Below are 24906 nucleotides of genomic sequence, written 5' to 3'. Positions count from 1 at the left end.
CCCCCCCCCCCCCCCCCCTCCCCCCCCCACCCCCCCCCCCCCCCCCCCCCCCCCCCCCCCCCCCCCCCCCCCCCCCCCCCCCCCCCCCCGCTCCCACAGGTTTTTTGTCAGGTGTTACTTCAGGTTGCCGCTGAGGAACTGCTTCAACCGCTCGCTTTTCGGATTGCCCAGCACTTCTTCCGGTGCGCCTTCTTCCTCCACCAGGCCCTGGTGCAGAAACAACACCTGGCTCGACACTTTGCGGGCGAAGCTCATTTCGTGGGTCACCATGATCATGGTCCGGCCTTCTTCGGCCAGGCCCTGGATCACCTTGAGCACTTCACCCACCAGTTCCGGGTCCAGCGCCGAAGTCGGTTCGTCGAACAGCATGACTTCCGGCTCCATGGCCAGTGCGCGGGCAATCGCTACCCGTTGTTGCTGACCGCCGGACAGGAATGCCGGGTATTGGTCAGCCACACGGGGGGCCAGCCCCACTTTGTCGAGGTAGCGCCGGGCGCGATCCTCGGCTTCTTTCCTGTCACAGCCCAGCACCCGGCGCGGCGCCATGGTGATGTTTTCTAGCACCGTCATGTGGCTCCACAGGTTGAAATGCTGGAACACCATGGCCAGACGGGTGCGAATCCGCTGCAGTTCATTGGCGTCGGCCACGTGCATGCCGTGACGATCCTTGATCATGCGGATGTTCTGCCCGTCGAGGCTCATGGCGCCATCGTTGGGTTGTTCCAGGAAGTTGATGCAACGCAGAAAGGTACTTTTACCCGAGCCGCTGGCGCCGATCAGACTGATGACGTCGCCGGTTTTGGCCTTGAGCGAAACACCTTTGAGGACTTCATGGTCGCCGTAGCTTTTATGCAGGCCTTCGATGGTCAATTTGTACATGGGGCGTGCATCCTCAAGGCGAAAGTAGATAGCCGCTGCGATAGGCTTCGGTGCCCGCGACGTGGGCGATCACCATGCCGGCAGTGGCCATGCGGCGCAGCGAGCGGGCGTACATCAGCCCGGCTGTGGCGCAATGAACGGGAGTGACCAGATCGTTGACCGGATCAATGATCTCGGCGATCAGTTGCCCGGCTTCCAGGTACTGTCCCGGCCGCGCGGTAAACACCAGCAGGCCGCCGACGGGCGTGGCCACCGGCTCAACACCGGCCAGCGGTGTCGCCGGATAGGGCAGGTCGGGCAGGGGCGCGGGTTCGCCGGCGATCGCGCCGAAATGGATCAGGTAATCGATCAGCGCCTGGCAATCGAGGCTGGCCAGCGGGTGATTGACGTCGCCTTGACCGCGCAGTTCGACGGTCACCGAAAAACTGCCCGGCGGAATGTCGAAGTCCTCGCCGAAGCGATCCTTCAATTGCCACCAGAGCAGGGTGAAGCATTCGTCGAACGACTGGCCACCGGAATCGGTTGCCAGCAGGCTGGCTTGGGCGCCGATGTAACGGGCCAGCGGCTCGACCTGCAGCCAGGCTTCAGGTGTGGTGTAGAGGTGCGCGACCGCTTCGAAATCGCAATGCAGGTCGAGCACCATGTCGGCGTCGCAGGCCAGTCGCTGCAGGGTCAGGCGCTGGGATTGCAATTGGGTGCCGGCGGTCTGCCGGGCCAGCGCGTCGCGCAGGTTGCTGCGGATCAATTGCAGGTTGTGCTGCGGATCGTCACCGAGCTTACCTTCGATCGCGTTGCCGACTTCCTCGCTGAGGTCGACGAACCAGCGGTTGAAGTTCTGGCCGCTTTCCAGCTCGTAGCGACCCAGCGGCACATCCATCAGCACCTGTTCCAGGCCCACCGGGTTGGCGATGGGCACCAGCACGATTTCGCTGCGCAGGCGCCCGGCGGCTTCCAGCTCCGCCAGGCGTTGCTTGAGGTGCCAGGCCACCAGCATGCCGGGCATTTCGTCGGCGTGCAGGGAGGCCTGGATGTAGATCTTGCCGTTGGCCGATTGAGGGCCGAAGTGAAAGCTGTGGATCTGTCTCGCGGTCCCCGGCAGCGGGGCCAGCAGGTCATGTTTCTGGTGGCGCATCTGTTGTTCCTGAAGCAGGTTGAGGCCTAGTGGGTCGGCCCGAGGAAGGCCAGCCATCGGCGTTCGGCAAGGCGGAACAGGCCGACCAGCGCAAAAGTGACGGTCAGGTAGATCAGCGCGGCGATGCCGAACGACTGGAAGGTCAGGAAAGTCGCCGAGTTGGCGTCCCGAGCAACTTTGAGCACGTCCGGGATGGTCGCGGTGAAGGCCACGGTGGTCGAGTGCAGCATCAGGATCACTTCGTTGCTGTAGTACGGCAACGAGCGACGCAGGGCCGATGGCATGATCACGTAGGCATACAGTTTCCAGCCGGTCAGGCCGTAAGCCTTGGCCGCTTCGACTTCGCCGTGGTTCATGCTGCGGATGGCCCCGGCGAAGATCTCCGTGGTGTAGGCGCAGGTGTTCAGGGCGAAGGCCAGGATCGTGCAGTTCATCGCATCGCGAAAGAACGCGTCCAGTACGGGCTGGGCCCGAATGGCGGCCAGGCTGTAGATCCCCGTGTAACAGATCAATAGCTGGATATAAAGCGGCGTGCCACGGAACAGGTAGGTATAGAACTGCACCGGCCAACGGATGTAGAAGTGCGGCGATACACGGGCGATGGACAGCGGGATCGACACGATAAAACCGATGAAGATCGAAGCGCTGAGCAACCACATCGTCATGGCCAGGCCGGTGATGTTGTTGCCGTCGCTATAGAGGAAGGGTTTCCAGTATTCCTGCAGGAGTTCGATCATCGTACGGCCTCCCGGGTCCCGGCGGAGTAACGACGTTCGAGCCAGCGCAGGATGACGTTGGACGCGCTGGTGATCACCAGGTAGATCAGCGCGGCAAGCACCAGGAAATAAAACAGCTGATAGGTACTTTTACCGGCGTCCTGGGCAGCCTTGACCAGGTCGGCGAGGCCGATGATCGACACCAGGGCCGTGGCCTTGAGCATCACCATCCAGTTGTTGCCGATACCCGGCAGGGCATAACGCATCATCTGCGGGAACACCACGATCCAGAAACGCTGGCCGCGCTTGAGACCATAGGCGGTGGCCGCTTCGACCTGACCCCGTGGGACGGCGAGAATCGCGCCACGGAAGGTTTCAGTGAAATACGCACCATAGATGAAGCCCAGGGTGATGACCCCGGCGCTGAACGGGTTGATCTCGATGTATTCCCATTCCATGTAATCGGTAAACGAGGTCAGCCAGGTTTGCAGGCTGTAGAAGATCAGCAGCATCAGGACCAGGTCCGGAACGCCGCGAATGAGTGTGGTGTAGAGCTGGGCAGGCACGCGCATCAGTTTGACTTTTGACAGCTTGGCACTGGCGCCGAGCAGCCCGAGCAGCACGGCCAGCAACAGCGACAACGCCGACAGCTTGATCGTCATCCAGGTGCCTTGCATCAGCAGCGGACCGAAGCCCTTGAGGCTGAAGGCAGAGAGCCCCAGATTTTCTAATAAGGTTTCGAACATAAATCAGCAACCTGATCGGATGAAAAAAGCGCCCATCGAGAGATGGGCGCCGGGCATTATTTGCCGCTGTACAGATTCAGATCGCCAAAGTGTTTCTTCTGAATGGTGGCGTAGGTGCCATCATCGTGTAACGCTTTGATACCTTTATCCAAAAGTGCTTTCAGCTCGGTGTTACCTTTCTTAATACCGACCGCAGTTTTGGCAGGCAGCAGTTCGCTGTCGACTGGCTTGCTGACTTCGTAGCCTTCACCTTTTGGTGACTTCAAGAAGCCCAGTTCGGCTTGCAGCATGTCCTGGATCGCTGCGTCGAGACGGCCGGAAGTCAGGTCGGAATACACTTGATCCTGATTCTGATAGGCCTGGGTTTTCACGCCGGCCTTGTCGAGAACGGCTTTGGCGTAGGCTTCCTGGATGGTGCCTTGCTCGTAGCCTACGGTTTTGCCCTTCAGCGAGGCGACGTCCTCGGTCAGGCCGGAGCCTTTCTTGAACACGTAGGCGGTTGGGCCGGAGAACAGCTCGCTGGAGAAGTCGATGACTTTTTCACGGGCCGGGGTAACGGTCATCGACGAGATCACACCGTCGAATTTATTGGCTTTCAGGCCCGGAATCATGCCGTCGAAGTCACTCTCGACCCACTTGCACTTGACCTTCAGTTCGGCGCAGATCGCGTTCCCCAGATCGATGTCAAAGCCTACCAGGCTGCCATCGGCCGCTTTCGATTCAAACGGTGCGTAGGAAGGGTCAACGCCGAAACGCAGTTCTTTGTACTCCTTCGCCATGGCGGAACCAGCCGCCATGCACAACGCCAGTGCAGAAAGGGTCAGCAATGCTTTTTTCATTATTCAATCCCTAAAAACCAATATGAGCGCTTGTGGCGCAGAATTATTGTTACTGGAAAGCGTAAGACCTGTTGAAAGTAGCAATTTCCGAACCAGAGTGCCGAACAAGCGTTTTATTTAGGTACTTGGAAATGGCCGGAGACAGATTTATGCACGAAAACGGGCGCAGGGAAATGGGTGCACCAAATCAACTCGCCACAAAAGAACGGATTGACCGAGCAGGTTTCGCAGGGCCGGGCACTCCACCTCGTTACATGACTTGTCCTTGAGTCAGCGCAACCGCGATTACGATTCAACATTCAACCTCTATTTTGAATGTCAGACCGCTATCGCGGGCAAGTAAAGGGCTGGGTTATTTACCGGGTGTCAGCGTCAACCGCGCCTTGCCATAGGCGTTGTCGAAGTTCTGCGGCTGCATCGGCAGGCTCATGTACTGGCCCTTGATCCACGGCTCGATGCTGTTGAGGTAGTTCGGGCTGGCCGGGTTGCCGGACTGGCCGGTGCCGTTCTGCGCCATCAGCGGTTCGGACTGGCCGAAGTCGACGATAAAGCGCATGGCTGGCGCCAGCGTGGTGTTGAAGTCCTGGCCCCAGGCGAAGGCGGCGGTGTTGAGAGTGGTGTGATCGCCACCGGCCGGCAGCGGTCCGCGTACGGTCTGGCCGCTGCTGTTTTTCCATTCATAGCGATGCAGTTTGCCCCATTGCCAGGCTTTGTGATCACCGCCCAACTGGCTGTCGCCGGCGCTGATCGCGGCGGCGAGGCTGCGGGCGAGGATGGCCGGTTTGTCTTCTTTCTGTGCGGTGCGCACGTCATCCCAGAACGGGCTGTCCTCACGCCCGAGCAAGTGATCGGCCTGGGCCGCGTAGGACAACTTGCCGTCGGCGACAAAAGCTTTCCACATCGGGCTGCTTTCCGGGCCCAGTTCATCGAGGAAGATCTGCCGCGTGCTTTCCTGCAGGAACAGTTCGTAGATGGCCGCATCGGTGGAGGTCGGGCCGAGCTTGCCGTCGAACGCCATCAAGCGGCTGTAGGCTTCGTGTGCCTTGGCGCGATCGGCCGCCGGCAAGGCGTCCATGGCTTGTTTGAGTGGCTGGGCCATACCCGGCGCTTCGAACATTTTCTTCAGCTTGGCAGCGAAGGTGGTGGTCTGGTCGTATTGCATGGCGATCAGGCTGCGGCTGTCGTGTTTGCCTGCGCCGGCCAGTTCGGCCAGGCGCTCGCCGCGCTCCGGAGCCGCCCAGGAATTGGACAGCTGCATGCCGTAGCCATGGGGAATGACTCGCTGGTTGGCGGTGCCGAGCCAGCCCTGAGCCGGGTCCTGATCGTACGGGTGCAGCATTGGGTCAGCGTAACCGTCCCAATCGTATCGACCTTCCCAGCCCGGCGAGGGCAGCAAGCCTTCGCCTTCGCGGCGGTTCGGGTAACGACCGGTGACTTGCCAGCCGATGTGATTCGCGTCGGCGAATACCAGGTTCATCGCAATGGCGCGGATTTCGCGGCTGGCATCCGAAGCTTTCTCGACACTCTGGGCGCGGGACAGGTCGAAGAGCGCGTCCAGGGTCTTGTCGTCGGTGAAGTTCGGCGTCTGCAAGGCCAGGCCGAAACCATTGGCCAGCGTGGTGCCCTGGGCGCTGTTGAGCAGCGGGCCATGGCGGGTTTCGTACACCGCTTCGCGAATCGGCCGCTGGCCTTTGACGAAATAGGTTTCGTTGCGCACGATCGCCGGCTGCCACTTCCCGGCGTTTTCGTAGGTAAGCCCGTTGCTCTGGCGCTTGATCTTCTCCAGGAACAGATCCTGGTTGTCGCCCATCACGGACGTCATGCTCCACGCCACCTTGCCGTTGAAACCTCCAAGCACCATCGGCAGACCCGCGATGGTCACGCCGGATGCCTGATACTTCGGCGTGCGAATCTGCACGTGACTGAACAATGAAGGCACGCCCAGCGGGCCATGACTGTCACTGGCCAGCAGGCTCTTGCCGCTGCGGCTGCGTTGTGGGGCGATGGCCCAGTTGTTCGACGAAGTGGCGCCCAGCAGGTTCAGGTCCGACAGTTGGCCCGTGGCTTTGCTGAGTTCGGCCAGCCCCGGTACTTGCCCGTTGAGCTTGAGGCCTTGCAGTTTTTCGCTTTCGGCGACCGGCAGTTTTTCGTCGGGAGCCGACGGCGTCAGCCATGCAAGTTTGTCGGTGGTGACGGTCTGGGCCAGTACCAGCGAGGAAATTTCTTCCGGCAGGTTGGTCGATTGGCTGAAGTTCAGCAGGCAGAAAATCAGCGCCGAATCCTCCGGCTGCCAGTACTCAGGCTTGTAGCCGGTGGCTGCCAGATCCGCCGGCAGTTTGTCGCGGTAGCGGAACAGGTAGGCGTTGACCCCGCGCGCATAGACTTCGAAGAAACGCTTGAGGCGCGGTGAAGAGGCCTTGTACAGCTCGCCAGCACTTTTCTTCAGGTTGACCGCCCGCATGTAACGGTCGGCATCCAGCAGGTCCGCACCGTGCATCTCGGCCAGACGGCCCTGGGCCAGCAGGCGCAGGGTGACCATCTGGGTGATGCGGTCGCTGGCATGCACGTAACCGAGGGTGAACAGCGCATCGTGGAAGCTGTTGCTTTCGATCAGCGGCATGCCCATGGCATTGCGGCGCACCGAAACGCTCTGCGCCAAGCCCTTGAGTGGTTGTACGCCGGAGGTCGGCGGGAGGGTGTCCTGGGCGTTGAAGTTCTGACAACCGGTCAGGCTCAACACACCGGCCACTGCTGCGGCAACGCCGAACCGGGGTAGAAAATGAGTAAGGGCTGGCGAGGCCATGGCAAAGCTCCTGCGGGGGTAGAGGCGGCGGCGCGCAATAAAGGCGCTACGTTAGTGAGCGGGAGGTGGCCGCGCAAGCGGGGTACAAGGTTATTTCAGGATTTGTCTGATAAACCGGAAAGATCGCAGTCTTGTCAGTCGCAATGGGAGATGTTGAAGTGCGAAACGCTCAACAATCCAGGAGAACAGTCGGCATGGAGCTCAAGGCAAACGCGGCACTGATCATCATCGATCAACAAAAGGGCATCCTGCATCCCAGGCTCGGCCGCAGGAATAATCCAGAGGCCGAAGCGCGCATGCTGGACTTGCTTGGCCATTGGCGATGCACCGCTAGGCCGGTGATCCATGTGCAACACCTGTCCCGCTCGGAGGACTCGGTATTCTGGCCGCAGCAGTCGGGGGTGGAGTTTCAGGAACGGTTTGAGCCAATGGCCGGTGAACGCTTGATCCAGAAGCAGGTGCCGGATGCGTTTTGTTCGACGGGGCTGGAGGCGCAGTTGCGCGAGGCGGGGATCGGGCAGTTGATCATCGTCGGTGTCGCGACCCACAACTCGGTGGAGTCCACGGCGCGTACCGCGGGCAACCTGGGGTTTGATACGTGGGTGGCCGAGGATGCGTGCTTTACCTTCGACAAGGCTGATTTCTTTGGCCAAGCCCATAGCGCCGAAGTGGTGCATGCGATGTCGCTGGGGAATTTGCACGGTGAGTATGCGACGGTGGTCAGCACCGCATGTGTATTAACGGCTGACTGAAAAACCTGTAGGAGCGAGCTTGCTCGCGATGGTGTGTCAGCTACACAGATGTCGACTGACAGTCCATCGCGAGCAAGGGAACTGCATTCACAGCACAGATCTGCTCGCGAAGACGATTCAACAGGCGAAGCAAGTCTTCGCCCGAAGCATCAAGCGCCGTGGCACTTCTTGAATTTCTTGCCGTTGCCGCATGGGCACGGATCGTTGCGGCCGACGTCTTTCAGGGCATTGCGCACCGGTTCCTGGTGAGCGTGGCCGCAGTTCGGACCGTGGACATGGCCGTGGTCGTGATCATGGTGGTGATGGTCATGATCATGATCGTGATTGCAGTCAGGGCCGTGGACATGGGGTTGCTGGGTCATCGGTGTTGCTCCGGAATTAAATCGGCGGCGATTATCACGCCATTGCGCGTCAGGTGCACGTAGTGGGTGATGAATATACCGGTTTCCAGTTCACCTTCCAGACGATAGGGAATGGGTTGATCGGATTTTTTCAGCAGTTTGGCCAGATCACGGACCTTGGACCACAGGTTGGTGCGGATCGGTACCTTGAAGTAAGCGCTGTGCCTGGGGCTGATGGTGAACCAGTGTTCGTACTCGCCGTCGGCCAGCAGTATGTCGCCCAAGTGAACGCGGTACTCCAGACCGCGCACGGTCAGGTCGCTGTCGTTGGGGTTGTCGATGCGAAAATGCAGGAGGAGTTTCTGTTCCAGCAGTTTGGCGTTGACCACCTCGATCTTCACCAGATGGACCTCGGGGTCCGGCAAGTCGTCGTCGAACCACGAGGCACAGCCGCCGAGTCCCAGTGTCAGGAACAAGGTGAGCAGACAGAGTGCGCAGCGGCGGATGATCATCGTGGTGTTTCTCCCTTGAGCTCCAGTCTAGACCCAAAGGATCGCAGCCTTCGACAGCTCCTGCGTGGTGGTCAGTCATTCCATGTACTAGCTGCTGAAGTACCCCGCACAACACTTCTTGAACTTCTGCCCACTCGCGCACGGGCAAGGGTCATTGCGCCCGAGTTTGAGTTGCACGGTCGGGTCGATGAAATACCAGCGCCCGGCGTTCTGTACGAAGGATGAGCGCTCTCGATGACTGTGCTCGCCATTGCTGTCGTGCCAGCGCGCGGTGAAGGTCACGAAAGCGTGTTCAGGCTGGCCGCCCAGCACTTCGGAGCTTTCCACCTCAAGGCCCAGCCACGTACTTTGCGCGCTCCAGTCGCTGATCGATTGACGGTCCAGGCCAGCCTGTTGGGCGGGCAGGGTGGTGGCCACCAGATAGTCGACCAACCCCAGCACATAAGCGCTGTAGCGTGAGCGCATCAAGGTTTGCGCGCACGGCGCCGGGTGTCCGGCATGGTAGTGACCGCAGCAGGCGTCGAGCAGGGTGCCGCTGCCGCAAGGGCAAATGGATGTACTCATTGCATTACCACCAGTATTTCCCGAAGTTTTCCGGATTGGCCCAGAAGCGCGAATTGAGCCAGTCGGGGACTTGTTTGTATTCAAGCAGATCGTAGGTAAACAGGGTCAGGACCTGTTCGTCCCGTTGGAAGCGTTCACTGGCTTGCAGGGCCAGGGAGAAAAAGTCGGTTTCCTGCCAGCCACAGGCCGGCAGATCCGCCAGCACCGCGATGCGGCTGGCGTTGAGGTTGCGGATGCCACCCAGCAGGTTCAGGCCGTCGCGCTTGGGCAGATGCTCCAGGCAATCGACCACCAGGGCCAGGTCGAAACGGCGGGCCGCCAACTCGTCGGGCAACGGCCCGGGGGCGGCGAAAGCGACGCAGCTGTCCGGGTGAGCGAGTTTGAAAGCCTCCAGTGCCGGGAACTCGCTGGCGCCGATCAACAACAGACGTGCGGGGGCATATCGGTCGAGTAACGCGGCCAGTGCCTGTTGTGGCGTGCGTGAAGAAATACCTGCAGTCATCGAAGATCCTCAATCAGATCTGCCAAGACTAGCCTGCCCTTACGTTCGGGCCTAGAGCGCCTTGGCGACAAAAGCGCCAAGCTGCCGTTAATACGCGAATAAACAGCATGGCCTATTGCTGGCGGAGTTTAAAACTCGGGTCTTTACTACCTGAATCGGTTCTAAGCCGATCCTTCAGGAGAAAACTAGATGAGCATAGTTCGGACAGCATTACCCTTGGTTCTGCTAACCAGTGTCTTGACTGGTTGCGCAGGTTTGCAGAAAACCGACTGGCCGACCTGTGCGGCTGTTGGTGGTGTCGTGGGTGCGGGCCTCGGAGCGACCGAAAGCTCGGCATGGGCAGGGTATGGTGCTCTGCTCGTCGGCGGTACGGCAGCGGCTTATTGCTGGGTGCACGGTGATGGCGACGAAGACGGCGACGGTGTGCCGGATAGTCGCGACAAGTGCCCAGGCACGCCTAAAGGCGTTCAAGTCGATGCCAACGGTTGCCCACCACCTGCGCCTGTGGTCGAAGAAGCGGTTGTGGTCCAGGAAGAAACCATCGTCATTCGCGATGTCCACTTCCAGTTTGATAAAGCCACGCTTACCTCGTCCGACAAACTGGTACTCGACAAGATTGCCACTCGCCTGAAAGCCGAAGCCCCGACTGCTCAACTGACCGTAACCGGCCATACCGACAGCGTGGGTAGCGACGCCTACAACCAGAAACTGTCGGATAAACGCGCCCACTCGGTGGTTGAATACCTCATCGATCAAGGCGTACCTCGCAGCAACTTCGTGTCGGTTGTCGGTGCCGGTGAAAGCCAGCCGGTTGCAGACAACAAAACCGCTGACGGTCGTGCACAGAACCGCCGTACCGAAATCAAAATCCAGCGTTAGGCCCCCCTCGCATCCGCGCCTTGTGCAGTCGCGGATGCGGGTCTTTACTCCTGTGTAACCGGTATTGGCCGGGGACACAGGAGCTTTCAACATGATCGTTCTCACAAGGACCGTCTTGCCGGTTCTGCTACTTGGCAGCCTCTTGACCGGCTGCGCGACCCACAGCGATGGCACCGCCCCCCTCAATCAACGCACCTGGCCAATTTGCAGCCTCATCGGCGGTCTGGTCGGTGGTGGTCTGGGCGCAATCGAGAGTAGTGCCTGGGCCGGGGGTGGGGCGGCGCTGGGTATCTTGTCCGGCGGCTTGATCTGCTATGCCCAGGATGGCGACGAAGATGGCGACGGCGTTTTCGACCGACGCGACCGTTGCGCTGATACCCCTGCCAATACCCCGGTCGACCATCGCGGTTGCGTGGTGCCGCAGTACCCGGACAGCGTCCAGGTCGAGCCTGCGCAATCCGAAGTCATTACTCTGAGCGATGTACTGTTTGTCTTCAATCAATCCGAGCTGACCCCGACGGCGAAGAGTCAACTGGATGCGTTGATGAGCAAGTTCGAGGATGCCGATGTGGTCAGCATCAAGGTGGTCGGCCACACCGACAGTGTCGGTTCGGATGCCTATAACCAGGCCTTGTCGGAGCGGCGTGCCAGCAGCGTGGCGGAATACCTGTTGAGCCAGGGTGTGGCGCCGAACAAAATCACCAGTGAAGGCAAGGGCGAGAGCCAACCGATTGCCGACAACGAAACAGAAGAAGGCCGTGCGAAAAACCGTCGCGTGGAACTGCATATAAACCGCTGAGCCAAGAGATAGAGCCGTCGAGCGACTGGTGTGATCGCTGCGACGGCCGTTCGGCGGCCTCCATGAAGAATTTTCCCTTGCCCTCTGGCTTATCCCGCGTGGAAGCCGTTACTGTGCGCGCAAACAATAATTCTCATCGGGGGCGCGTATGAAATTCATATGGGGACTGGGGCGATTGCTGACCTTGCTGTTCTGGGCGGTAGTGCTGGTCAATCTGCTCACACCGTTTGTCTTTCCGCTGCATCCGTTGGTCAACCTGGCCGGCGGCCTGTTGGGGTTCATCCATCTTCTGGAAGCGTTGCTGTGCTATCGCAGCCTTCGAGGTCGCGCCCATCCCTGGCTTGACCGCCTGAAGATCGTCATTTTCGGCGTATTCCACCTGCAAACCATTCCAGCCCCCACCGCTTCGAAGGCTTCCCATGCGTAAACTCTGTCTGCTCGCCGCACTCATCAGCCCATTGGCCTGCGCACAGGTAGTGAGTGTCGAACCCAACTCGCTGATGCGCTTGCCCAACACCGCCAGCGCCCTGCAACTGGAACGCCTGGAAGTGGCCGATTACGGCACCTTGCTGATTCCTTCGAACGTCACCGAAGTCACCGTGGGTGAATTGCATCTGGGGCGTGAAGCGCGCATTGCCATCGTGCCGGGGGAACAGGCGCTGGCGCTGAAGGTCCGTCGCGCTGATTTGTCCGAAGGCAGCCAGATCACCTCCCGTGGCTCACCCGGGACCTACCAGAAGGCCGCTCGATCCGGACGCAGCCTTGATTTGCAGATCAAGACACTGAACGCAGCGCAATTGACCGTTGATGCTCGCGGTGGTGCGGGTGCACCGGGGTTCGTTGGTCTTGATGGGGGTAACGGCCAGGAACCGGGCTGCACATGGGGGCAGGCCGGTCGCGGTGCCGATGGCAGCGATGGCAGCAATGGTCAGCCGGGAGCACCGGGGGCGCTGGTCAAACTGGCAGTGCCGCACGACTTCCCGGCAGACCGGATCAAGGTTCAGGTGGCTGGCGGCGCCGGTGGCCTGGCCGGCCCGGGCGGCAAACCGGGCGCAGGTGGCAAGGCCAAGGGCTGCCTGATTTACAAGGCCGATGGTGGCAAGAGCGGTAAACCCGGGGCTGATGGTCAGCCTGGGCCTGAAGGTGCCGCTGGTTCGGTGACTGTGCAGCGGTTGTAAGAAGCGCCGAAAGCCCTGTGGCGAGGGGGCTTGCCCCCGTTGGGCCGCGAAGCGGCCCCATTTCCGGCAATCGCGAAGGTTAGTGGTGTCTGGTTTACGACTGCTTCGCAGCCGAACGGGGGCGAGCCCCCTCGCCACAAAAGTTCGGCAGAATCAAAACATCGGCCGGGCCGCGGCAATCACCACCAAAGCCAACCCTACCAGCAGATTGATCCCCACCAACTTGCGGATCCGTCCCAGCACCGCTGCACCGGCTGGCCAATCCTGCTCGGCCACCGCGGTGCGCAGTTCCGGCAGCATCAGCGCCTGAATGCGGATGAACAGCGCGGTCATTACCACATACAAGCCCATCATCACCTGCACATAACGCGGCGCGGCTTCAAAACCGTTGAATTGCATGTGCAGCATGCCCACGCCGCTGACTGGCAATAGCACCACCGCCACCCAGACCCAGCGGAAAAAGCCTTGAAACACTTCTACCCACAGCTTCAGTCGGGCTGGGCCTTCAAGTGCCTTGATTGCGGCGGGGCGCAGGACCATCCAGGCGAAAAACATTCCGCCGACCCAGACCAGGGCCGCCAGTACGTGCAGGCTATAAATGAGGCTAAAAGGTGTCATTGGGTTACTCCGTTCTGCGCGGGATTCATTAGCGGGGTATGATAGCGACCGAACCGAACTACTGAAAATTTATCCAGCGTTTTTTGCGCCCGACAATCCATGATCAGCACTGAACTCAAAACCACGATCCAGGGCGCCTACTCGCGTTTTCTCGAAGCCAAGAGCCTCAAGCCGCGCTACGGCCAACGCCTGATGATCGCCGAAGTCGCCAAGGTCCTGGGTGACATCGACACCGACGACGAAGGCCGGCGCAGTGGCGACCCCGCGATTGTCGCGGTGGAAGCCGGCACCGGTACCGGCAAGACCGTGGCCTACAGCCTGGCGGCGATTCCCACGGCGAAGGCCGCCGGCAAGCGCCTGGTGATCGCCACGGCCACCGTGGCCCTGCAAGAGCAGATCGTCTACAAGGACTTGCCTGACCTGATGCGCAACAGCGGGCTGAATTTCAGCTTCGCCCTGGCCAAGGGACGCGGGCGCTACATGTGCCTGTCCAAGCTCGACATGTTGCTCCAGGAAGGCCACGCGCAGACCGCCACCGCTCAGTTGTTCGAAGAAGAAGGTTTCAAGATCGAGGTCGACGAGGCCAGTCAGAAGCTCTTCACCAGCATGATCGAAAAACTCGCCGGCAATAAGTGGGACGGCGACCGCGACAGTTGGTCCACCGCCCTGGAAGACGCCGACTGGGCGCGCCTGACCACCGATCACAGCCAGTGCACCAACCGTCATTGCCCGAACTTCGGCCAGTGCGCCTTCTACAAGGCCCGCGAAGGCATGGGCAAGGTCGACGTGATCGTCACTAACCACGACATGGTACTGGCCGACCTGGCCCTGGGCGGCGGCGCCGTGCTGCCGGACCCGCGCGACACCATCTACGTGTTCGACGAAGGCCATCACCTGCCTGACAAGGCCATCGGCCACTTCGCCCATTACACGCGCCTGCGCTCCACCGCCGACTGGCTGGAAACCACCGCCAAGAACCTCACCAAACTTCTGGCCCAGCATCCATTGCCGGGGGATCTGGGCAAGTTGATCGAGCAGGTGCCGGAACTGGCGCGGGAGATCAAGACCCAGCAGCAGTTCATGTTCACCGCGTGCGAGCAGATTGCCGATTTCAAGCCCGGCGAAGACGTCGAAGGCCGCGAGCGCCCGCGTCACCGATTCGTCGGCGGGGTGATTCCCGAGCACATGCGTGAAATGGGCATCGAACTGAAGAAAGGCTTCGCACGGCTGACCGATCTGTTCACCCGCCTGACCGAGTTGCTCAAGGAGGGCATGGACGGCGAGGTCAACATTGGCATCGCCAGCAACCAGGCCGAGGAGTGGTATCCACTGTTCGGCAGCTTGTTGTCGCGTTCTTCCGGCAACTGGGAGTTGTGGACCGCCTTCACCGTCGAAGACCCGGAAGACAACCCACCCATGGCGCGCTGGCTGACCCTGGCCGAAAGCGGCTCGCTGTTCGATATCGAGGTCAATGCAAGCCCCATCCTCGCGGCGGAAATGCTCCGGCGCAACCTGTGGAACGTGGCGTATGGCTGCCTGGTGACGTCGGCGACCTTGACGGCCCTCGGCAGCTTCGATCGCTTTCGCATGCGCGCTGGCCTGCCGAAAAAAGCCGTGACCGCCGTGGTCCCAAGCCCCTTTCATCATGCCGACGCCGGTGTGTTGCGGGTGCCGAACCTGAACGCCGATCCCCGTGATGCAGCGGCGCATACCGCCGCGATCATTCGTGACTTGCCTGAGCTGGTCGAAGGTTCGCGGGGTACGCTGGTGCTGTTTTCCTCGCGCAAACAGATGCAGGACGTGTTCGACGGCCTGGACCGCGACTGGCGCAAGCAAGTGTTCATCCAGGGCAACCTGTCGAAACAGGAAACCCTGAACAAGCACAAGGCGCGGGTGGATGGCGGCGATTCCAGCGTGTTGTTCGGCCTGGCGAGCTTCGCCGAAGGGGTCGACTTGCCCGGCGCCTATTGCGAGCACGTGGTCATTGCCAAGATTCCTTTCTCGGTACCCGATGATCCGGTCGAAGCGGCGCTGGCCGAATGGATCGAAGCCAGGGGCGGTAATCCGTTCATGGAAATCTCCGTGCCGGACGCCTCGCTGAAACTGGTCCAGGCCTGCGGTCGCTTGCTGCGCACCGAAGAAGACCGCGGCACCATCACCTTGCTCGACCGGCGCCTGGTGACCCAGCGCTATGGCAAAGCCATCCTCAATGCGTTGCCGCCGTTCCGTCGAGAAATTTCCTGAATCACCGGTGGGCAGTTTTGCCCGCCGCGTTGTCTATCTCTCTGCCATCGCTTTTCCACTGGCCCATTGAAGGTCGTTAGGGAGAATTTCGTTCTCATGATTTGCCGTTCGTTGCCTGCTGTTTTTGCCATGCTGTTCGCAACACCGCTGTTGGCCGCCCCGGCCAGCCAGCAGACGCTGTTCAACTTTGTGCGCCCCGCCGACGTGGTTCAGGTGGCGACTCAGGACGCCAGCCTGCCGCAATCCAACGCCGAGCAAACCCCCGAGGGCGAAGTGCTGCGCCGGGTGACGTTCAACCCGGTCGCCCGGCCGACGTTGCGCCTGACTCCGCAAACCGGCGCCTGGGACTGGTCGCAGTCGGGCGTCATGAGCTTGCGGATCCAGAGCGCCATGAACTGGGCCTTGACCCTGTACGTGACCATCCAGAGCAACGACGGCAAGACACTGGTCAGCCGCGTCGATCTGCCGGCGGGGCCTGCGCAAACCCTGTTGGTGCCTTTGCAGGCGACATCACCGCTGAGCCAGGGCATGAAGGCTGGTCCGCCGATGCCGATGACCGTTGAGGGGCAGCGAGTGTTGCTGGCCAGCAGCGCCGGTGAGCTGGATCGCAGCCGGGTGGTGTCGGTGAGCCTGTCGATGGACCAGCCCAAAGCCGCGCAAAGCATCCTGCTGGAGCGCTTTGGTGTGCAGGACGGTGAGTCGATAACCCAAGCCGTGTATGGCGGGTTGGTGGATGCCTACGGCCAGTCGACCCGAAACAAATGGCCGGAAAAAATCAGCAGTGACGAACAACTGAAAAGCGCCGCCAGCAAGGAGCAGCAGCAACTGAAAACCTGGCTGGCCGAGCGCGAGAAGTCCTCCCTGGACAAGTTCGGTGGTTTGACCAAAGGCCCGTCCTTCAAGGCCAGTGGCTTTTTCCGCACCGAGAAACGCGATGGACGCTGGTATCTGGTGACGCCGCAAGGCCATCCGTTTTATTCGCTCGGGGTTAACACCGTCGCTGCAGACGTCAACCCGACCTACGTTGCCGGTCGTGAGTGGATGTTCGAATCCCTGCCCAAAGCAGATGACGCACTCGCCAGCCACTACGGCGAAGGCGACAACCGTGGCGGCAACGGTGCCGATCAAGGGCGTGGCTACAATGCCGGTCGCTGGTACGACTTCTACGGTGCCAACCTGCAGCGCCTGTATGGCGACCCGTGTGTGAAGGGCAGCGATACCAAGGCGGGCGTCGCCGCGGCGGCCAAGGCGGATGCAGTTGAGGCGACCGCGGCCAAGGCGGCGGAGCAACCTGTAGTGCCAGCAACTGCCGAGTCTGGTGTCGCCGAAGCGGCCAGGACTGACGCGACGGTAGCGAAAGCCGCCGAGCAAAAAACCGCCGAACCGTGCAAGCCGCTGTTCGACGAGCAACGTTGGGCCAGTCACACCCTTGATCGCTTGCAGGCCTGGGGCTTCAACACCATTGGCAACTGGAGCGCACCCGTATTGGGCGACGCTGATCGCGTGCCCTACACCTTGCCGCTGTCGATCGTCGGCGACTACGCCAGCATCAGCACCGGTACCGACTGGTGGGGCGGCATGCCCGACCCCTTCGACCCGCGTTTCGCCATGGCCACCGAACGTGCCGTGGCCATTGCCGCCCGCGATCATCGTGACGATCCGTGGTTGATCGGTTACTACGCCGACAACGAACTGGCCTGGGCCGGTCCCGGGGATGACCCGAAAGCCCGGTATGCCCTGGCCTACGGCACCTTGAAAATGACCACCGACGTGCCGGCCAAGCGCGCATTCCTCAAGCAACTGCGTGACAAGTACCGCAATCAGGCTGGCTTGTCGAAAGCCTGGGGCATCGATCTGGCGGCCTGGGAACTGATGGAAGATCCGGGATTCGTGCCGCCGTTGCCAAGCGCCGAGCACCCGGAAATCGAAGCCGACTTCAAATACTTCCAGAAGGTCTTTGCCGACACTTACTTCAAGACCATCTCCGACTCGCTCAAGTGGCACGCACCGAACCAGCTATTGCTCGGCGGCCGTTTCGCCATCAGCACGCCGGAGGCCGTGGAGTCCTGCGCCCAGTATTGCGACGTGTTGAGCTTCAACATGTACACCTTGCAACCCCAGGATGGTTACGACTTCGCCAGGCTGCGCAGTCTCGACAAACCGGTACTGATCACCGAGTTCAATTTCGGCTCGGCTGATCGTGGCCCGTTCTGGGGCGGCGTTACGCCTTTGGTGAAGGAGGAAGACCGCGGTCCGGCGTACGCCAACTTCATCAAGCAGGCATTGAGCGAGCCGTCGATTGTTGGCGTGCATTGGTTCCAGTACCTCGATCAACCGGTCACCGGGCGCCTGCTTGACGGCGAAAACGGTCACTTCGGGTTGGTGGGCATCACTGATCTGCCGTTCCAGGGTTTTGTCGACAACGTGCGCAAAAGTAACCTGGCGACAGTCGAGCAATTGGGCAAAGAGGCCGAGAAGGCTGCGGCCGCCGCCGACAAAGCCAGCCACGACGCCGAGGGCGGCCGCAAGGCCGACGCCGGCAAGGGGCCGGGGAAGGGTGCTGGCGGGCACTCCGGCAAAGGCCATTAAAAGCTGAAACCCTGTGGCGAGGGGGCTTGCCCCCGTTGGGTTGCGTAGCAACCCCAAAATCTCGGCAGCGGCCGAAAAATTTGGGAGCGCTACGCACTCCGACGGGGGCAAGCCCCCTCGCCACAACCGCCCGGCCCAATCCTGTTCCCAAAACCCTCAAGGGCTGGAACAATGCCCGCCACTTTGTAGAGCGTTAATCCGGGGGAGTTGCGGGTGCAGATTCAGGGTCATTACGAGCTTAAGTTCGAAGCGGTGCGAGAGGCGTTCGCGGCGCTGTTCGACGATCCCCAGGAACGTGGCGCAGCGTTGTGCATTCAGGTCGGCGGCGAAACCGTCCTCGATCTGTGGGCCGGCACTGCCGACAAGGACGGGACCGAGGCCTGGCACAGCGACACTATCGCCAATCTGTTCTCCTGCACCAAGACCTTTACCGCTGTCACCGCGCTGCAATTGGTGGCCGAAGGCAAGCTGCAACTGGATGCCCCGGTCGCGCGCTACTGGCCCGAATTTGCCGCTGCCGGCAAAGAGTCCGTCACCTTGCGTCAACTGCTCTGCCATCAGGCCGGCCTTCCGGCATTGCGCGAGTTACTGGCCCCCGAAGCCCTTTACGACTGGCAAACCATGGTCGACGCCCTGGCCGCCGAAACGCCGTGGTGGACGCCGGGCGAAGGCCACGGTTACGCGGCGATCACCTATGGCTGGCTGATCGGCGAATTGCTGCGCCGTGCCGACGGTCGTGGGCCGGGTGAATCCATCGTCGCGCGGGTCGCCAAACCGTTGGGGCTGGACTTCCATGTGGGCTTGGCCGACGAAGAGTTCCATCGCGTGGCCCACATTGCGCGGGGCAAGGGCAATGTCGGCGATGCCGCTGCCCAGCGCCTGCTGCAAGTGACCATGCGTGAGCCAGCGGCCATGACGACCCGGGCGTTCACCAACCCTCCGTCGATCATGACCAGCACCAACAAGCCCGAGTGGCGACGCATGCAACAGCCGGCCGCCAATGGCCATGGCAATGCCCGCAGCCTGGCCGGGTTCTATGCCGGCCTGCTCGACGGCAGCCTGCTGGAAAGCGAAATGCTCGATGAACTGACCCGCGAGCACAGCCTCGGCGAGGACAAGACCTTACTGACCCGGACCCGTTTCGGTCTGGGCTGCATGCTCGATCAACCGGACGTTGCCAATGCCACCTTCGGCCTTGGCCCGCGGGCGTTCGGTCATCCGGGTGCCGGCGGCTCCATCGGTTTTGCCGACCCGGAGCACGACGTGGCTTTCGGATTTGTGACAAATACCCTGGGGCCGTACGTCTTGATGGACCCGCGTGCGCAAAAGCTGGTGCGGGCTCTGGCCACTTGTCTGTAAAAACGGCTATCGGGTTCCAGGGTTGGAACCCGATAACCTTTTCAGTTTCAAAGTGTTTGTTTGTACCGGCCAATGTGGCCTGATTTTTTTGACTTCATTCTTGTGGATATCCAATGTCATCCAATAAAACCCTCGCCTTGGCCCTGTGCTTCGCTATTACCGGTTGCGCACAGACTCCACAGAAAGACGTGACGGCACCTGTCGCCAAGACTGAAAGCGGCAGCCACTGGTACTGGCCGTTCAGTTCCGACGACAGTGCCGGCAAGCCTGTGGTCAAGCCGGAGGTGAAACCTGAAGTCAAACCGGTTGCGGTGGCCAAGGCCGGAACCGATAGCGGCAGCAAGTGGTACTGGCCGTTCGGCGGTAGCGAGCAGAGCACCGCCAAGGCTGTGCCGATGCCCGACCCGAAAGTCACCCAGGCCTGGCTTGACGACTATGAACCGCGTCTGCGGGAGGCGGTCAAGGGCAGCAACATGCAACTCGAGCGCCGCGAAAACGTGCTGGTGGTGACTGCGCCGGTCGAAGGCTCGTTCAACCCTGATCGTCCGGCCATGCTGTTGCCGGTCACGCTCGGTCCGTTCACCCGCGTTGCCAAGATCCTTGAAGCCGATCCAAAGACTGCTGTGTTGATCCTCGGCCACAGCGATACGTCCGGCGCTGTGCCTGCCAACGTCAAACTGAGCCAGGAGCGTGCCCAGTCCGTTGCGGCGATTTTCCGTCTCAGTGGTTTGCAGCGTGATCGCTTGATGCTGCGTGGCCTGGGCGGTGATGCGCCGCGTGCCGCCAACGACAGCGTGCAAGGTCGTGCGTTGAACCGTCGCGTGGAACTGCTGGTGACCCCTCAAAACACCATGGTCGCGCTGCTGAGCAAGTACAACATGCCGGCTCCCGCCCCGGTAAGCATGGTTGCTGCCGCGGACGCCAAGCCGGTCGCCAAGCCTGTGACACCGGCCCCTGCGACTAAAAAGGCTGCGGTTCCAGCGGTGAAAAAAGCTTCGGCGAAGAAAGCCCCGGCCAAGAAAACACCTGCGAAAACCGCAACACCGGCAAAAAAGACCACGCCAGCCAAAGCCTCGACGGCTGACAAGAAAGTCGCCGCCACTGATACTGCAAAGCAGTGATTCGTTAACCAAAAGGAATGCGCCATGACCCAGGGCCTGGCTGATATGCGTCGTGACTACACCCGTGATGGCTTGACCGAGGCACAAGCCCCGGCCGAGCCGTTTGCTTTGTTCCACCAATGGTTCGCCGACGCGGTGAAAACCGAACAGGTCCCGGTGGAAGCCAACGCCATGACCCTGGCCACCGTTGACCAGGACGGTCGACCGCACTGTCGCATTCTGTTGCTCAAGGGCCTGGACGAACTGGGCTTCACCTTTTTCACCAACTACGACAGCGCCAAGGGCCAGCAACTGGCCGCGAATCCGTTCGCGGCCATGACGTTTTTCTGGCCGGCGCTGGAGCGCCAGGTGCGCATCGAAGGGCGGGTGGTGAAGGTGACGCCTGAAGAGTCCGACGCCTACTATCAGGTTCGTCCACTGGGCAGTCGCCTGGGAGCCTGGGCGTCGCCGCAGAGCCAGGTGATCGCCGATCGTAGCGAGCTCGAAGCGCTGCTCAAGGACACCGAGCAACGTTTCAGCGACACCCAGCCCCATTGCCCGGAACACTGGGGTGGTTATCGCCTGCTGCCGGAACGCATCGAATTCTGGCAGGGTCGCCCAAGCCGCCTGCACGACCGCCTCAATTACCGTCAGCAGGGCGCCGACTGGATTCTTGAACGTCTGGCACCCTGAGCAGTCTACCGATCGGGATAGCCTGCCGCAGCGGCCTCCAGCCACTTCGGCAGGTCTCGACGCTTGATCTTCTGCGCCTGAGCACTCGCCAATCGTTCGAGCATGAAGGCTTTTTTCTGCTCGTCCTTGCCCGCCAGCGCTAGCGCCAGGTCGCGCTCCATCCAGCGTTTGATCCGCACGTACAGCCACCAATGGAAGTACAAACCGGCAACAGTCGTGACGACGATGATAAAGTAATCCATGGAAATCCTTGGCCAGTGGGGCGGCTTTGCGAATTTGCCGCTACTGTGTGAGTTCGTGGAAGCGCCTTAACGGAGCCTGAATCAAACCAATTTTACCCGGGCGATGCCGTGACAGGCGTCAAGCAGCGGAGTTTAATGAACAACTGTTTTTTTGGAGTTGATGCTATGCGTAAGTCTGTTCTGCTGGTTGCTTCCTTTTCCACGATGGCGATGTTGCTCACTGGTTGCCAATCGAGCCTGACCGGTGACTCCTACTCCCGTGACGAGGCGCGTCGCGTGCAGACCGTTCGCATGGGCACCATCGAAGCATTGCGTCCGGTGAAAATCGAAGGCACCAAAACCCCGATCGGCGGCGCTGCAGGTGCAGTGGTCGGCGGCGTTGGCGGCAGTGCCATCGGTGGCGGCAAAGGCAGCGTCGTTGCAGCGGTTATCGGTGCCGTGGCCGGTGGCCTGCTCGGTTCAGCCGCTGAAGAAGGCCTGACCCGCACCCAGGGTGTGGAAATCACCGTGCGCGAAGACGATGGCAGCATGCGCGCCTACGTTCAGGAAGTTCAGCCGAACGAAGTGTTCCGTGTTGGCGAACGTGTGCGCATTGCAAGTGTGAATGGCACCAGCCGCGTTTCGCATTAAGCGCAAACACCGGCTAAACAAAAAACCCGATCAGGTGACTGATCGGGTTTTTTGTTTTTCAGCTCAGGTGAGTCCTGATTGATGCCGGCCGTTATGGCGGTTTATCAGGAGGCCAGCGCGCTGTTCTTGCGGCTCGCCATCGCCGTCACCACATAACCGATCAGCGCAGCCAGAATCGAACCGGTCAAGATCCCCATGCGGTCCATCCCGGCGAAATCACTCACGCCTGGCTCGAAGGCCAGCGAGCCGACAAACAGGCTCATCGTGAAACCGATGCCACAGAGAATCGCCACGCCCAGTATCTGGCCCCAATTGGCACCTTGGGGCAGGGCGGCGATACCGGTTTTCACGGCCAGCCAGGTCAGGCCGAAGACACCGACGGTCTTGCCCAGCAGCAGCCCGATGGCGATGCCCATGGGGACGTGATGAGTGAAGCTCTCGACAGTGACACCGCTCAGGGACAGGCCGGCGTTGGCAAAGGCGAACAGTGGCAGGATGCCGTAGGCGACCCACGGGTGCAGGGCATGCTCCAGGGCAAGCAGTGGCGAAGGTTCGGCATTTTTCGTGCGCAACGGAATGCAGAATGCCAGGGTCACGCCGGCCAGGGTGGCGTGGACACCGCTCTTGAGCACGCAGACCCAGAGGATCAGTCCAATGATCATGTACGGCCCGAGCTTGACCACGCCAAGCCGGTTCATCCCGATCAGCGCCGCAATACAGGTCGCGGCCAGCGCCAGAGACAGGGTCGACAGCGCGCCGGAATAGAAGATCGCAATGATGATGATCGCGCCAAGGTCGTCGATGATCGCCAGGGTCATCAGGAACAGTTTCAGCGATACCGGAACCCGTTTGCCCAGCAGCGCCAGTACGCCAAGGGCGAAGGCGATGTCGGTGGCGGTCGGGATTGCCCAGCCGTTCAGGGCGGCTGGCGTGTCGCGATTGAGGTACCAGTAGATCAGCGCCGGCACCACCATGCCACCAATGGCGGCGGCACCGGGCAGGACGATCTGCGACGGTTTGGACAACTGGCCGTCGAGGACTTCGCGCTTCACTTCCAGGCCGATCAGCAGGAAGAACAGCGCCATCAGGCCGTCGTTGATCCAGAGCAGCAAGGGCTTGGCGATTTTCAGTGCGCCGATCTGCGCCACCACGGGGGTGTCCAGCAGGCCGTTGTACAGCCACGACAGCGGCGAGTTGTTGATGATCAGAGCCAGAACGGCAGCGGCGATCAGTAACAGACCGCTGGCAGCTTCCAACTGAAAGAAACGCGTGAAAGTGCTACGCAGAGGCAAGGTCGCTCTCCATCCATGAATTCAAAAGGTGTTACACCCTAACAAGTACCGTTAGTTGTTAAAACAAAAGTTATATTCTTTTTTGTTATATGCCGTTACAGAGTGATCCCTCGGCACCGACCTGAGCCTAGCAGTTGCCGGGCGTATTGGATTTCATCTGTACCTGTGCTGGATGCAGGATTTTTCCTAAGCTTGTTGGATGAGCCTTGTCAAAAGGCCGACTCCTGCCCGAAACAACGAGAAAACCATCATGAGCGACAACCGACAGTGGTCCCGCGAAGCGATTCGGATCATCGAAGCCGATTTCCAGCGCAGCGCCGACACCCACTTGATCCCCTTGCCGCTGCCGGGTTTTCCAGGCATCGAGTTGTACTTCAAGGACGAGTCCAGCCACCCCACGGGCAGCCTCAAGCACCGCCTGGCCCGTTCGCTGTTCCTGTATGCGCTGTGTAACGGCTGGCTCAAGCCCGGTGCGCCGGTGATTGAGGCATCCAGCGGTTCGACGGCGATTTCCGAAGCGTACTTCGCGCGCATGCTGGGCTTGCCGTTCATTGCGGTGATGCCGGCGACCACGTCCAAGGAGAAGATTGCGCAGATCGCCTTCTACGGTGGCCAAAGCCACCTGGTGGACGATCCGACCCAGATCTACGCCGAGTCCGAGCGCCTGGCCCGTGAACACGACGGGCACTTCATCGACCAGTTCACCTACGCCGAGCGCGCCACCGACTGGCGGGCGAACAACAACATTGCCGAGTCGATCTTTCAGCAGATGCGTTTCGAGCAGCATCCCGAACCGAGCTGGCTGATTTCCAGCCCCGGTACCGGCGGCACCACGGCCACCCTGGGCCGATATGTGCGTTATCGCCAGCATGGCACCCGCGTGCTGTGTGCCGATGCCGAGCGTTCGGTGTTCTTCGATTACTACCAGACCGGCGATGCCAGCCTGCGACTGGACCACGGCTCGCGTATCGAAGGCATCGGCCGGCCGCGCGTGGAAGCGTCGTTTCTGCCCAAGGTGATCGACGCGATGGTCAAGGTGCCGGATGCCTTGTCGCTGGCGGCCATGCACTACCTGGCGGAGCGTCTGGAACGGCATGTGGGCGGGTCGAGCGGGACCAACCTGATCGGCGCACTGATGGCCGCCCAGCACATGAAGGCGGCAGGGGAGACGGGGTCGATGGTGGCGATTCTGTGTGACGGCGGCGAGCGCTATGCCACGACCTATTACGATCAGGGCTGGCTCAAGGCTCAGGGGTATGAGCTGAGTGGTTTGATGGCTGCGGTGGCAGCGACGGTGGAGCGGGGTGAGCCGTTGCCGGACTCGGTTTTGCGCGCCAATATCTGAGATCTTTCAGACATCGAATACCCCTGTGGGAGCGAGCTTGCTCGCGATGGCGGCATAACATTCAACACCTATGTTGACTGATTTACCGCTATCGCGAGCAAGCTCGCTCCCACAGGGTTTTGCATTGTTTCGGGATCGCGTATCAGGCTTCC

The 24906-nt window shown here is 61.0% G+C and carries 25 protein-coding genes; 12 read left to right on the top strand and 13 right to left on the bottom strand.

Annotated features, from left to right (window positions below; genetic code table 11):
* Window positions 1-114 precede the first annotated feature (114 nt).
* The 6 genes from AC1RP7_RS27670 to AC1RP7_RS27645 all read right to left on the bottom strand — a co-directional run bounded on the left by AC1RP7_RS27670 (window position 115) and on the right by AC1RP7_RS27645 (window position 7115).
* Window positions 115-879: an ABC transporter ATP-binding protein gene (locus AC1RP7_RS27670; protein WP_057716131.1), complete on the bottom strand. Its 765-nt coding sequence runs from the start codon at window positions 877-879 to the stop codon at window positions 115-117.
* A gap of 13 nt (window positions 880-892) precedes the next feature.
* Window positions 893-2011, bottom strand: a complete 1119-nt coding sequence (locus AC1RP7_RS27665) for a succinylglutamate desuccinylase/aspartoacylase family protein (RefSeq protein WP_340316505.1) — start codon at window positions 2009-2011, stop codon at window positions 893-895.
* Window positions 2012-2037: 26 nt separating this feature from the next.
* Window positions 2038-2748 (bottom strand): ABC transporter permease, encoded by a 711-nt coding sequence (locus AC1RP7_RS27660; RefSeq protein WP_057716129.1) that lies wholly within the window; start codon window positions 2746-2748, stop codon window positions 2038-2040.
* Window positions 2745-3473 (bottom strand): ABC transporter permease, encoded by a 729-nt coding sequence (locus AC1RP7_RS27655; protein WP_057716128.1) that lies wholly within the window; start codon window positions 3471-3473, stop codon window positions 2745-2747. Before AC1RP7_RS27655 ends, AC1RP7_RS27660 begins: the two co-directional genes overlap by 4 nt.
* A gap of 56 nt (window positions 3474-3529) precedes the next feature.
* Complete coding sequence (locus AC1RP7_RS27650) at window positions 3530-4312, bottom strand: transporter substrate-binding domain-containing protein (protein ID WP_057716127.1); 783 nt, start codon at window positions 4310-4312, stop codon at window positions 3530-3532.
* A 352-nt stretch (window positions 4313-4664) separates the two neighbouring features.
* The gene (locus AC1RP7_RS27645; protein ID WP_493182195.1) at window positions 4665-7115 is read right to left on the bottom strand and encodes a penicillin acylase family protein; all 2451 of its coding nucleotides are present in this window, start codon (window positions 7113-7115) and stop codon (window positions 4665-4667) included.
* 194 nt (window positions 7116-7309) lie between these two features.
* On the opposite strand from AC1RP7_RS27645, the gene AC1RP7_RS27640 reads away from it, so the two are divergent.
* Window positions 7310-7867, top strand: coding sequence for a cysteine hydrolase family protein (locus AC1RP7_RS27640; RefSeq protein WP_150812934.1), 558 nt, complete (start codon window positions 7310-7312; stop codon window positions 7865-7867).
* A gap of 149 nt (window positions 7868-8016) precedes the next feature.
* Here AC1RP7_RS27640 and AC1RP7_RS27635 read toward each other — a convergent pair whose 3' ends face one another.
* From AC1RP7_RS27635 to AC1RP7_RS27620, 4 genes are all read right to left on the bottom strand, one after another.
* Window positions 8017-8229, bottom strand: a complete 213-nt coding sequence (locus tag AC1RP7_RS27635; RefSeq protein ID WP_015093814.1) for an SEC-C metal-binding domain-containing protein — start codon at window positions 8227-8229, stop codon at window positions 8017-8019.
* Entirely contained in the window at window positions 8226-8720 is a 495-nt protein-coding gene (locus AC1RP7_RS27630; protein ID WP_090453523.1) for an LEA/WHy family protein, read from the bottom strand. Before AC1RP7_RS27630 ends, AC1RP7_RS27635 begins: the two co-directional genes overlap by 4 nt.
* Before the next feature lie 87 nt (window positions 8721-8807).
* Window positions 8808-9284 carry a YchJ family protein gene (locus AC1RP7_RS27625; protein WP_057716123.1) on the bottom strand — a complete coding sequence of 159 codons (477 nt, stop codon included), beginning with the start codon at window positions 9282-9284 and terminating at the stop codon, window positions 8808-8810.
* Between the two features lie 4 nt (window positions 9285-9288).
* Window positions 9289-9786, bottom strand: a complete 498-nt coding sequence (locus AC1RP7_RS27620; RefSeq protein WP_090453527.1) for a DUF6231 family protein — start codon at window positions 9784-9786, stop codon at window positions 9289-9291.
* A 189-nt stretch (window positions 9787-9975) separates the two neighbouring features.
* Between AC1RP7_RS27620 and AC1RP7_RS27615 the strand changes: the two genes are divergently transcribed.
* From AC1RP7_RS27615 to AC1RP7_RS27600, 4 genes are all read left to right on the top strand, one after another.
* Window positions 9976-10665: a PA1041 family peptidoglycan-binding anchor lipoprotein gene (locus tag AC1RP7_RS27615; RefSeq protein WP_057716121.1), complete on the top strand. Its 690-nt coding sequence runs from the start codon at window positions 9976-9978 to the stop codon at window positions 10663-10665.
* A 91-nt stretch (window positions 10666-10756) separates the two neighbouring features.
* Complete coding sequence (locus AC1RP7_RS27610) at window positions 10757-11464, top strand: PA1041 family peptidoglycan-binding anchor lipoprotein (protein ID WP_218495055.1); 708 nt, start codon at window positions 10757-10759, stop codon at window positions 11462-11464.
* Between the two features lie 148 nt (window positions 11465-11612).
* Window positions 11613-11891 (top strand): DUF1145 domain-containing protein, encoded by a 279-nt coding sequence (locus tag AC1RP7_RS27605; RefSeq protein ID WP_057716119.1) that lies wholly within the window; start codon window positions 11613-11615, stop codon window positions 11889-11891.
* Entirely contained in the window at window positions 11884-12642 is a 759-nt protein-coding gene (locus AC1RP7_RS27600; protein ID WP_090453531.1) for a hypothetical protein, read from the top strand. Before AC1RP7_RS27605 ends, AC1RP7_RS27600 begins: the two co-directional genes overlap by 8 nt.
* Window positions 12643-12795: 153 nt before the next feature.
* Here AC1RP7_RS27600 and AC1RP7_RS27595 read toward each other — a convergent pair whose 3' ends face one another.
* On the bottom strand, window positions 12796-13260 hold the full coding sequence (locus AC1RP7_RS27595) for a CopD family protein (protein ID WP_057716117.1): 465 nt from the start codon (window positions 13258-13260) through the stop codon (window positions 12796-12798).
* A gap of 99 nt (window positions 13261-13359) precedes the next feature.
* On the opposite strand from AC1RP7_RS27595, the gene dinG reads away from it, so the two are divergent.
* The 5 genes from dinG to pdxH all read left to right on the top strand — a co-directional run bounded on the left by dinG (window position 13360) and on the right by pdxH (window position 21245).
* The gene (gene dinG / locus AC1RP7_RS27590) at window positions 13360-15504 is read left to right on the top strand and encodes an ATP-dependent DNA helicase DinG (RefSeq protein ID WP_493182197.1); all 2145 of its coding nucleotides are present in this window, start codon (window positions 13360-13362) and stop codon (window positions 15502-15504) included.
* A gap of 96 nt (window positions 15505-15600) precedes the next feature.
* Window positions 15601-18093, top strand: a complete 2493-nt coding sequence (locus AC1RP7_RS27585) for a beta-galactosidase (protein WP_493182199.1) — start codon at window positions 15601-15603, stop codon at window positions 18091-18093.
* Window positions 18094-18306: 213 nt separating this feature from the next.
* On the top strand, window positions 18307-19452 hold the full coding sequence (locus tag AC1RP7_RS27580) for a serine hydrolase domain-containing protein (protein WP_057716115.1): 1146 nt from the start codon (window positions 18307-18309) through the stop codon (window positions 19450-19452).
* Between the two features lie 113 nt (window positions 19453-19565).
* Complete coding sequence (locus AC1RP7_RS27575; protein ID WP_493182201.1) at window positions 19566-20573, top strand: OmpA family protein; 1008 nt, start codon at window positions 19566-19568, stop codon at window positions 20571-20573.
* Between the two features lie 24 nt (window positions 20574-20597).
* A complete protein-coding gene (gene pdxH / locus AC1RP7_RS27570) occupies window positions 20598-21245 on the top strand; it encodes a pyridoxamine 5'-phosphate oxidase (protein WP_340316524.1) in 648 nt (215 codons plus the stop codon).
* Window positions 21246-21250: 5 nt separating this feature from the next.
* Here pdxH and AC1RP7_RS27565 read toward each other — a convergent pair whose 3' ends face one another.
* A complete protein-coding gene (locus AC1RP7_RS27565; RefSeq protein WP_493182203.1) occupies window positions 21251-21487 on the bottom strand; it encodes a hypothetical protein in 237 nt (78 codons plus the stop codon).
* Between the two features lie 165 nt (window positions 21488-21652).
* On the opposite strand from AC1RP7_RS27565, the gene AC1RP7_RS27560 reads away from it, so the two are divergent.
* Entirely contained in the window at window positions 21653-22117 is a 465-nt protein-coding gene (locus AC1RP7_RS27560; protein ID WP_057716111.1) for an outer membrane lipoprotein, read from the top strand.
* 104 nt (window positions 22118-22221) lie between these two features.
* Here the strand turns inward: AC1RP7_RS27560 and nhaA are convergent, their stop codons facing one another.
* Window positions 22222-23409: a Na+/H+ antiporter NhaA gene (gene nhaA, locus AC1RP7_RS27555; RefSeq protein WP_057716110.1), complete on the bottom strand. Its 1188-nt coding sequence runs from the start codon at window positions 23407-23409 to the stop codon at window positions 22222-22224.
* A gap of 247 nt (window positions 23410-23656) precedes the next feature.
* On the opposite strand from nhaA, the gene AC1RP7_RS27550 reads away from it, so the two are divergent.
* The gene (locus tag AC1RP7_RS27550) at window positions 23657-24754 is read left to right on the top strand and encodes a PLP-dependent cysteine synthase family protein (protein ID WP_493182287.1); all 1098 of its coding nucleotides are present in this window, start codon (window positions 23657-23659) and stop codon (window positions 24752-24754) included.
* Window positions 24755-24906 lie beyond the last annotated feature (152 nt).

The organism is Pseudomonas sp. GW822-FHT01E03 (assembly GCF_058802985.1).
Note: the sequence above shows the minus strand (reverse complement) of the source record. Positions and strands in the feature narration are given on the sequence as shown.

Bases quoted from the DNA above. Each gene is read 5' to 3' on its own strand.
- AC1RP7_RS27665 (WP_340316505.1), bottom strand. From the start codon at position 2,011: ATGCGCCACCAGAAACATGACCTGCTGGCCCCGCTGCCGGGGACCGCG.
- AC1RP7_RS27655 (WP_057716128.1), bottom strand. From the start codon at position 3,473: ATGTTCGAAACCTTATTAGAAAATCTGGGGCTCTCTGCCTTCAGCCTC.
- AC1RP7_RS27610 (WP_218495055.1), top strand. From the start codon at position 10,757: ATGATCGTTCTCACAAGGACCGTCTTGCCGGTTCTGCTACTTGGCAGC.
- AC1RP7_RS27615 (WP_057716121.1), top strand. From the start codon at position 9,976: ATGAGCATAGTTCGGACAGCATTACCCTTGGTTCTGCTAACCAGTGTC.
- AC1RP7_RS27595 (WP_057716117.1), bottom strand. From the start codon at position 13,260: ATGACACCTTTTAGCCTCATTTATAGCCTGCACGTACTGGCGGCCCTG.
- AC1RP7_RS27585 (WP_493182199.1), top strand. From the start codon at position 15,601: ATGATTTGCCGTTCGTTGCCTGCTGTTTTTGCCATGCTGTTCGCAACA.
- AC1RP7_RS27635 (WP_015093814.1), bottom strand. From the start codon at position 8,229: ATGACCCAGCAACCCCATGTCCACGGCCCTGACTGCAATCACGATCAT.
- AC1RP7_RS27560 (WP_057716111.1), top strand. From the start codon at position 21,653: ATGCGTAAGTCTGTTCTGCTGGTTGCTTCCTTTTCCACGATGGCGATG.
- AC1RP7_RS27630 (WP_090453523.1), bottom strand. From the start codon at position 8,720: ATGATCATCCGCCGCTGCGCACTCTGTCTGCTCACCTTGTTCCTGACA.
- AC1RP7_RS27650 (WP_057716127.1), bottom strand. From the start codon at position 4,312: ATGAAAAAAGCATTGCTGACCCTTTCTGCACTGGCGTTGTGCATGGCG.
- AC1RP7_RS27625 (WP_057716123.1), bottom strand. From the start codon at position 9,284: ATGAGTACATCCATTTGCCCTTGCGGCAGCGGCACCCTGCTCGACGCC.
- AC1RP7_RS27640 (WP_150812934.1), top strand. From the start codon at position 7,310: ATGGAGCTCAAGGCAAACGCGGCACTGATCATCATCGATCAACAAAAG.
- AC1RP7_RS27600 (WP_090453531.1), top strand. From the start codon at position 11,884: ATGCGTAAACTCTGTCTGCTCGCCGCACTCATCAGCCCATTGGCCTGC.
- AC1RP7_RS27575 (WP_493182201.1), top strand. From the start codon at position 19,566: ATGTCATCCAATAAAACCCTCGCCTTGGCCCTGTGCTTCGCTATTACC.
- pdxH (WP_340316524.1), top strand. From the start codon at position 20,598: ATGACCCAGGGCCTGGCTGATATGCGTCGTGACTACACCCGTGATGGC.
- AC1RP7_RS27565 (WP_493182203.1), bottom strand. From the start codon at position 21,487: ATGGATTACTTTATCATCGTCGTCACGACTGTTGCCGGTTTGTACTTC.
- AC1RP7_RS27670 (WP_057716131.1), bottom strand. From the start codon at position 879: ATGTACAAATTGACCATCGAAGGCCTGCATAAAAGCTACGGCGACCAT.
- AC1RP7_RS27605 (WP_057716119.1), top strand. From the start codon at position 11,613: ATGAAATTCATATGGGGACTGGGGCGATTGCTGACCTTGCTGTTCTGG.
- dinG (WP_493182197.1), top strand. From the start codon at position 13,360: ATGATCAGCACTGAACTCAAAACCACGATCCAGGGCGCCTACTCGCGT.
- AC1RP7_RS27645 (WP_493182195.1), bottom strand. From the start codon at position 7,115: ATGGCCTCGCCAGCCCTTACTCATTTTCTACCCCGGTTCGGCGTTGCC.
- AC1RP7_RS27660 (WP_057716129.1), bottom strand. From the start codon at position 2,748: ATGATCGAACTCCTGCAGGAATACTGGAAACCCTTCCTCTATAGCGAC.
- AC1RP7_RS27620 (WP_090453527.1), bottom strand. From the start codon at position 9,786: ATGACTGCAGGTATTTCTTCACGCACGCCACAACAGGCACTGGCCGCG.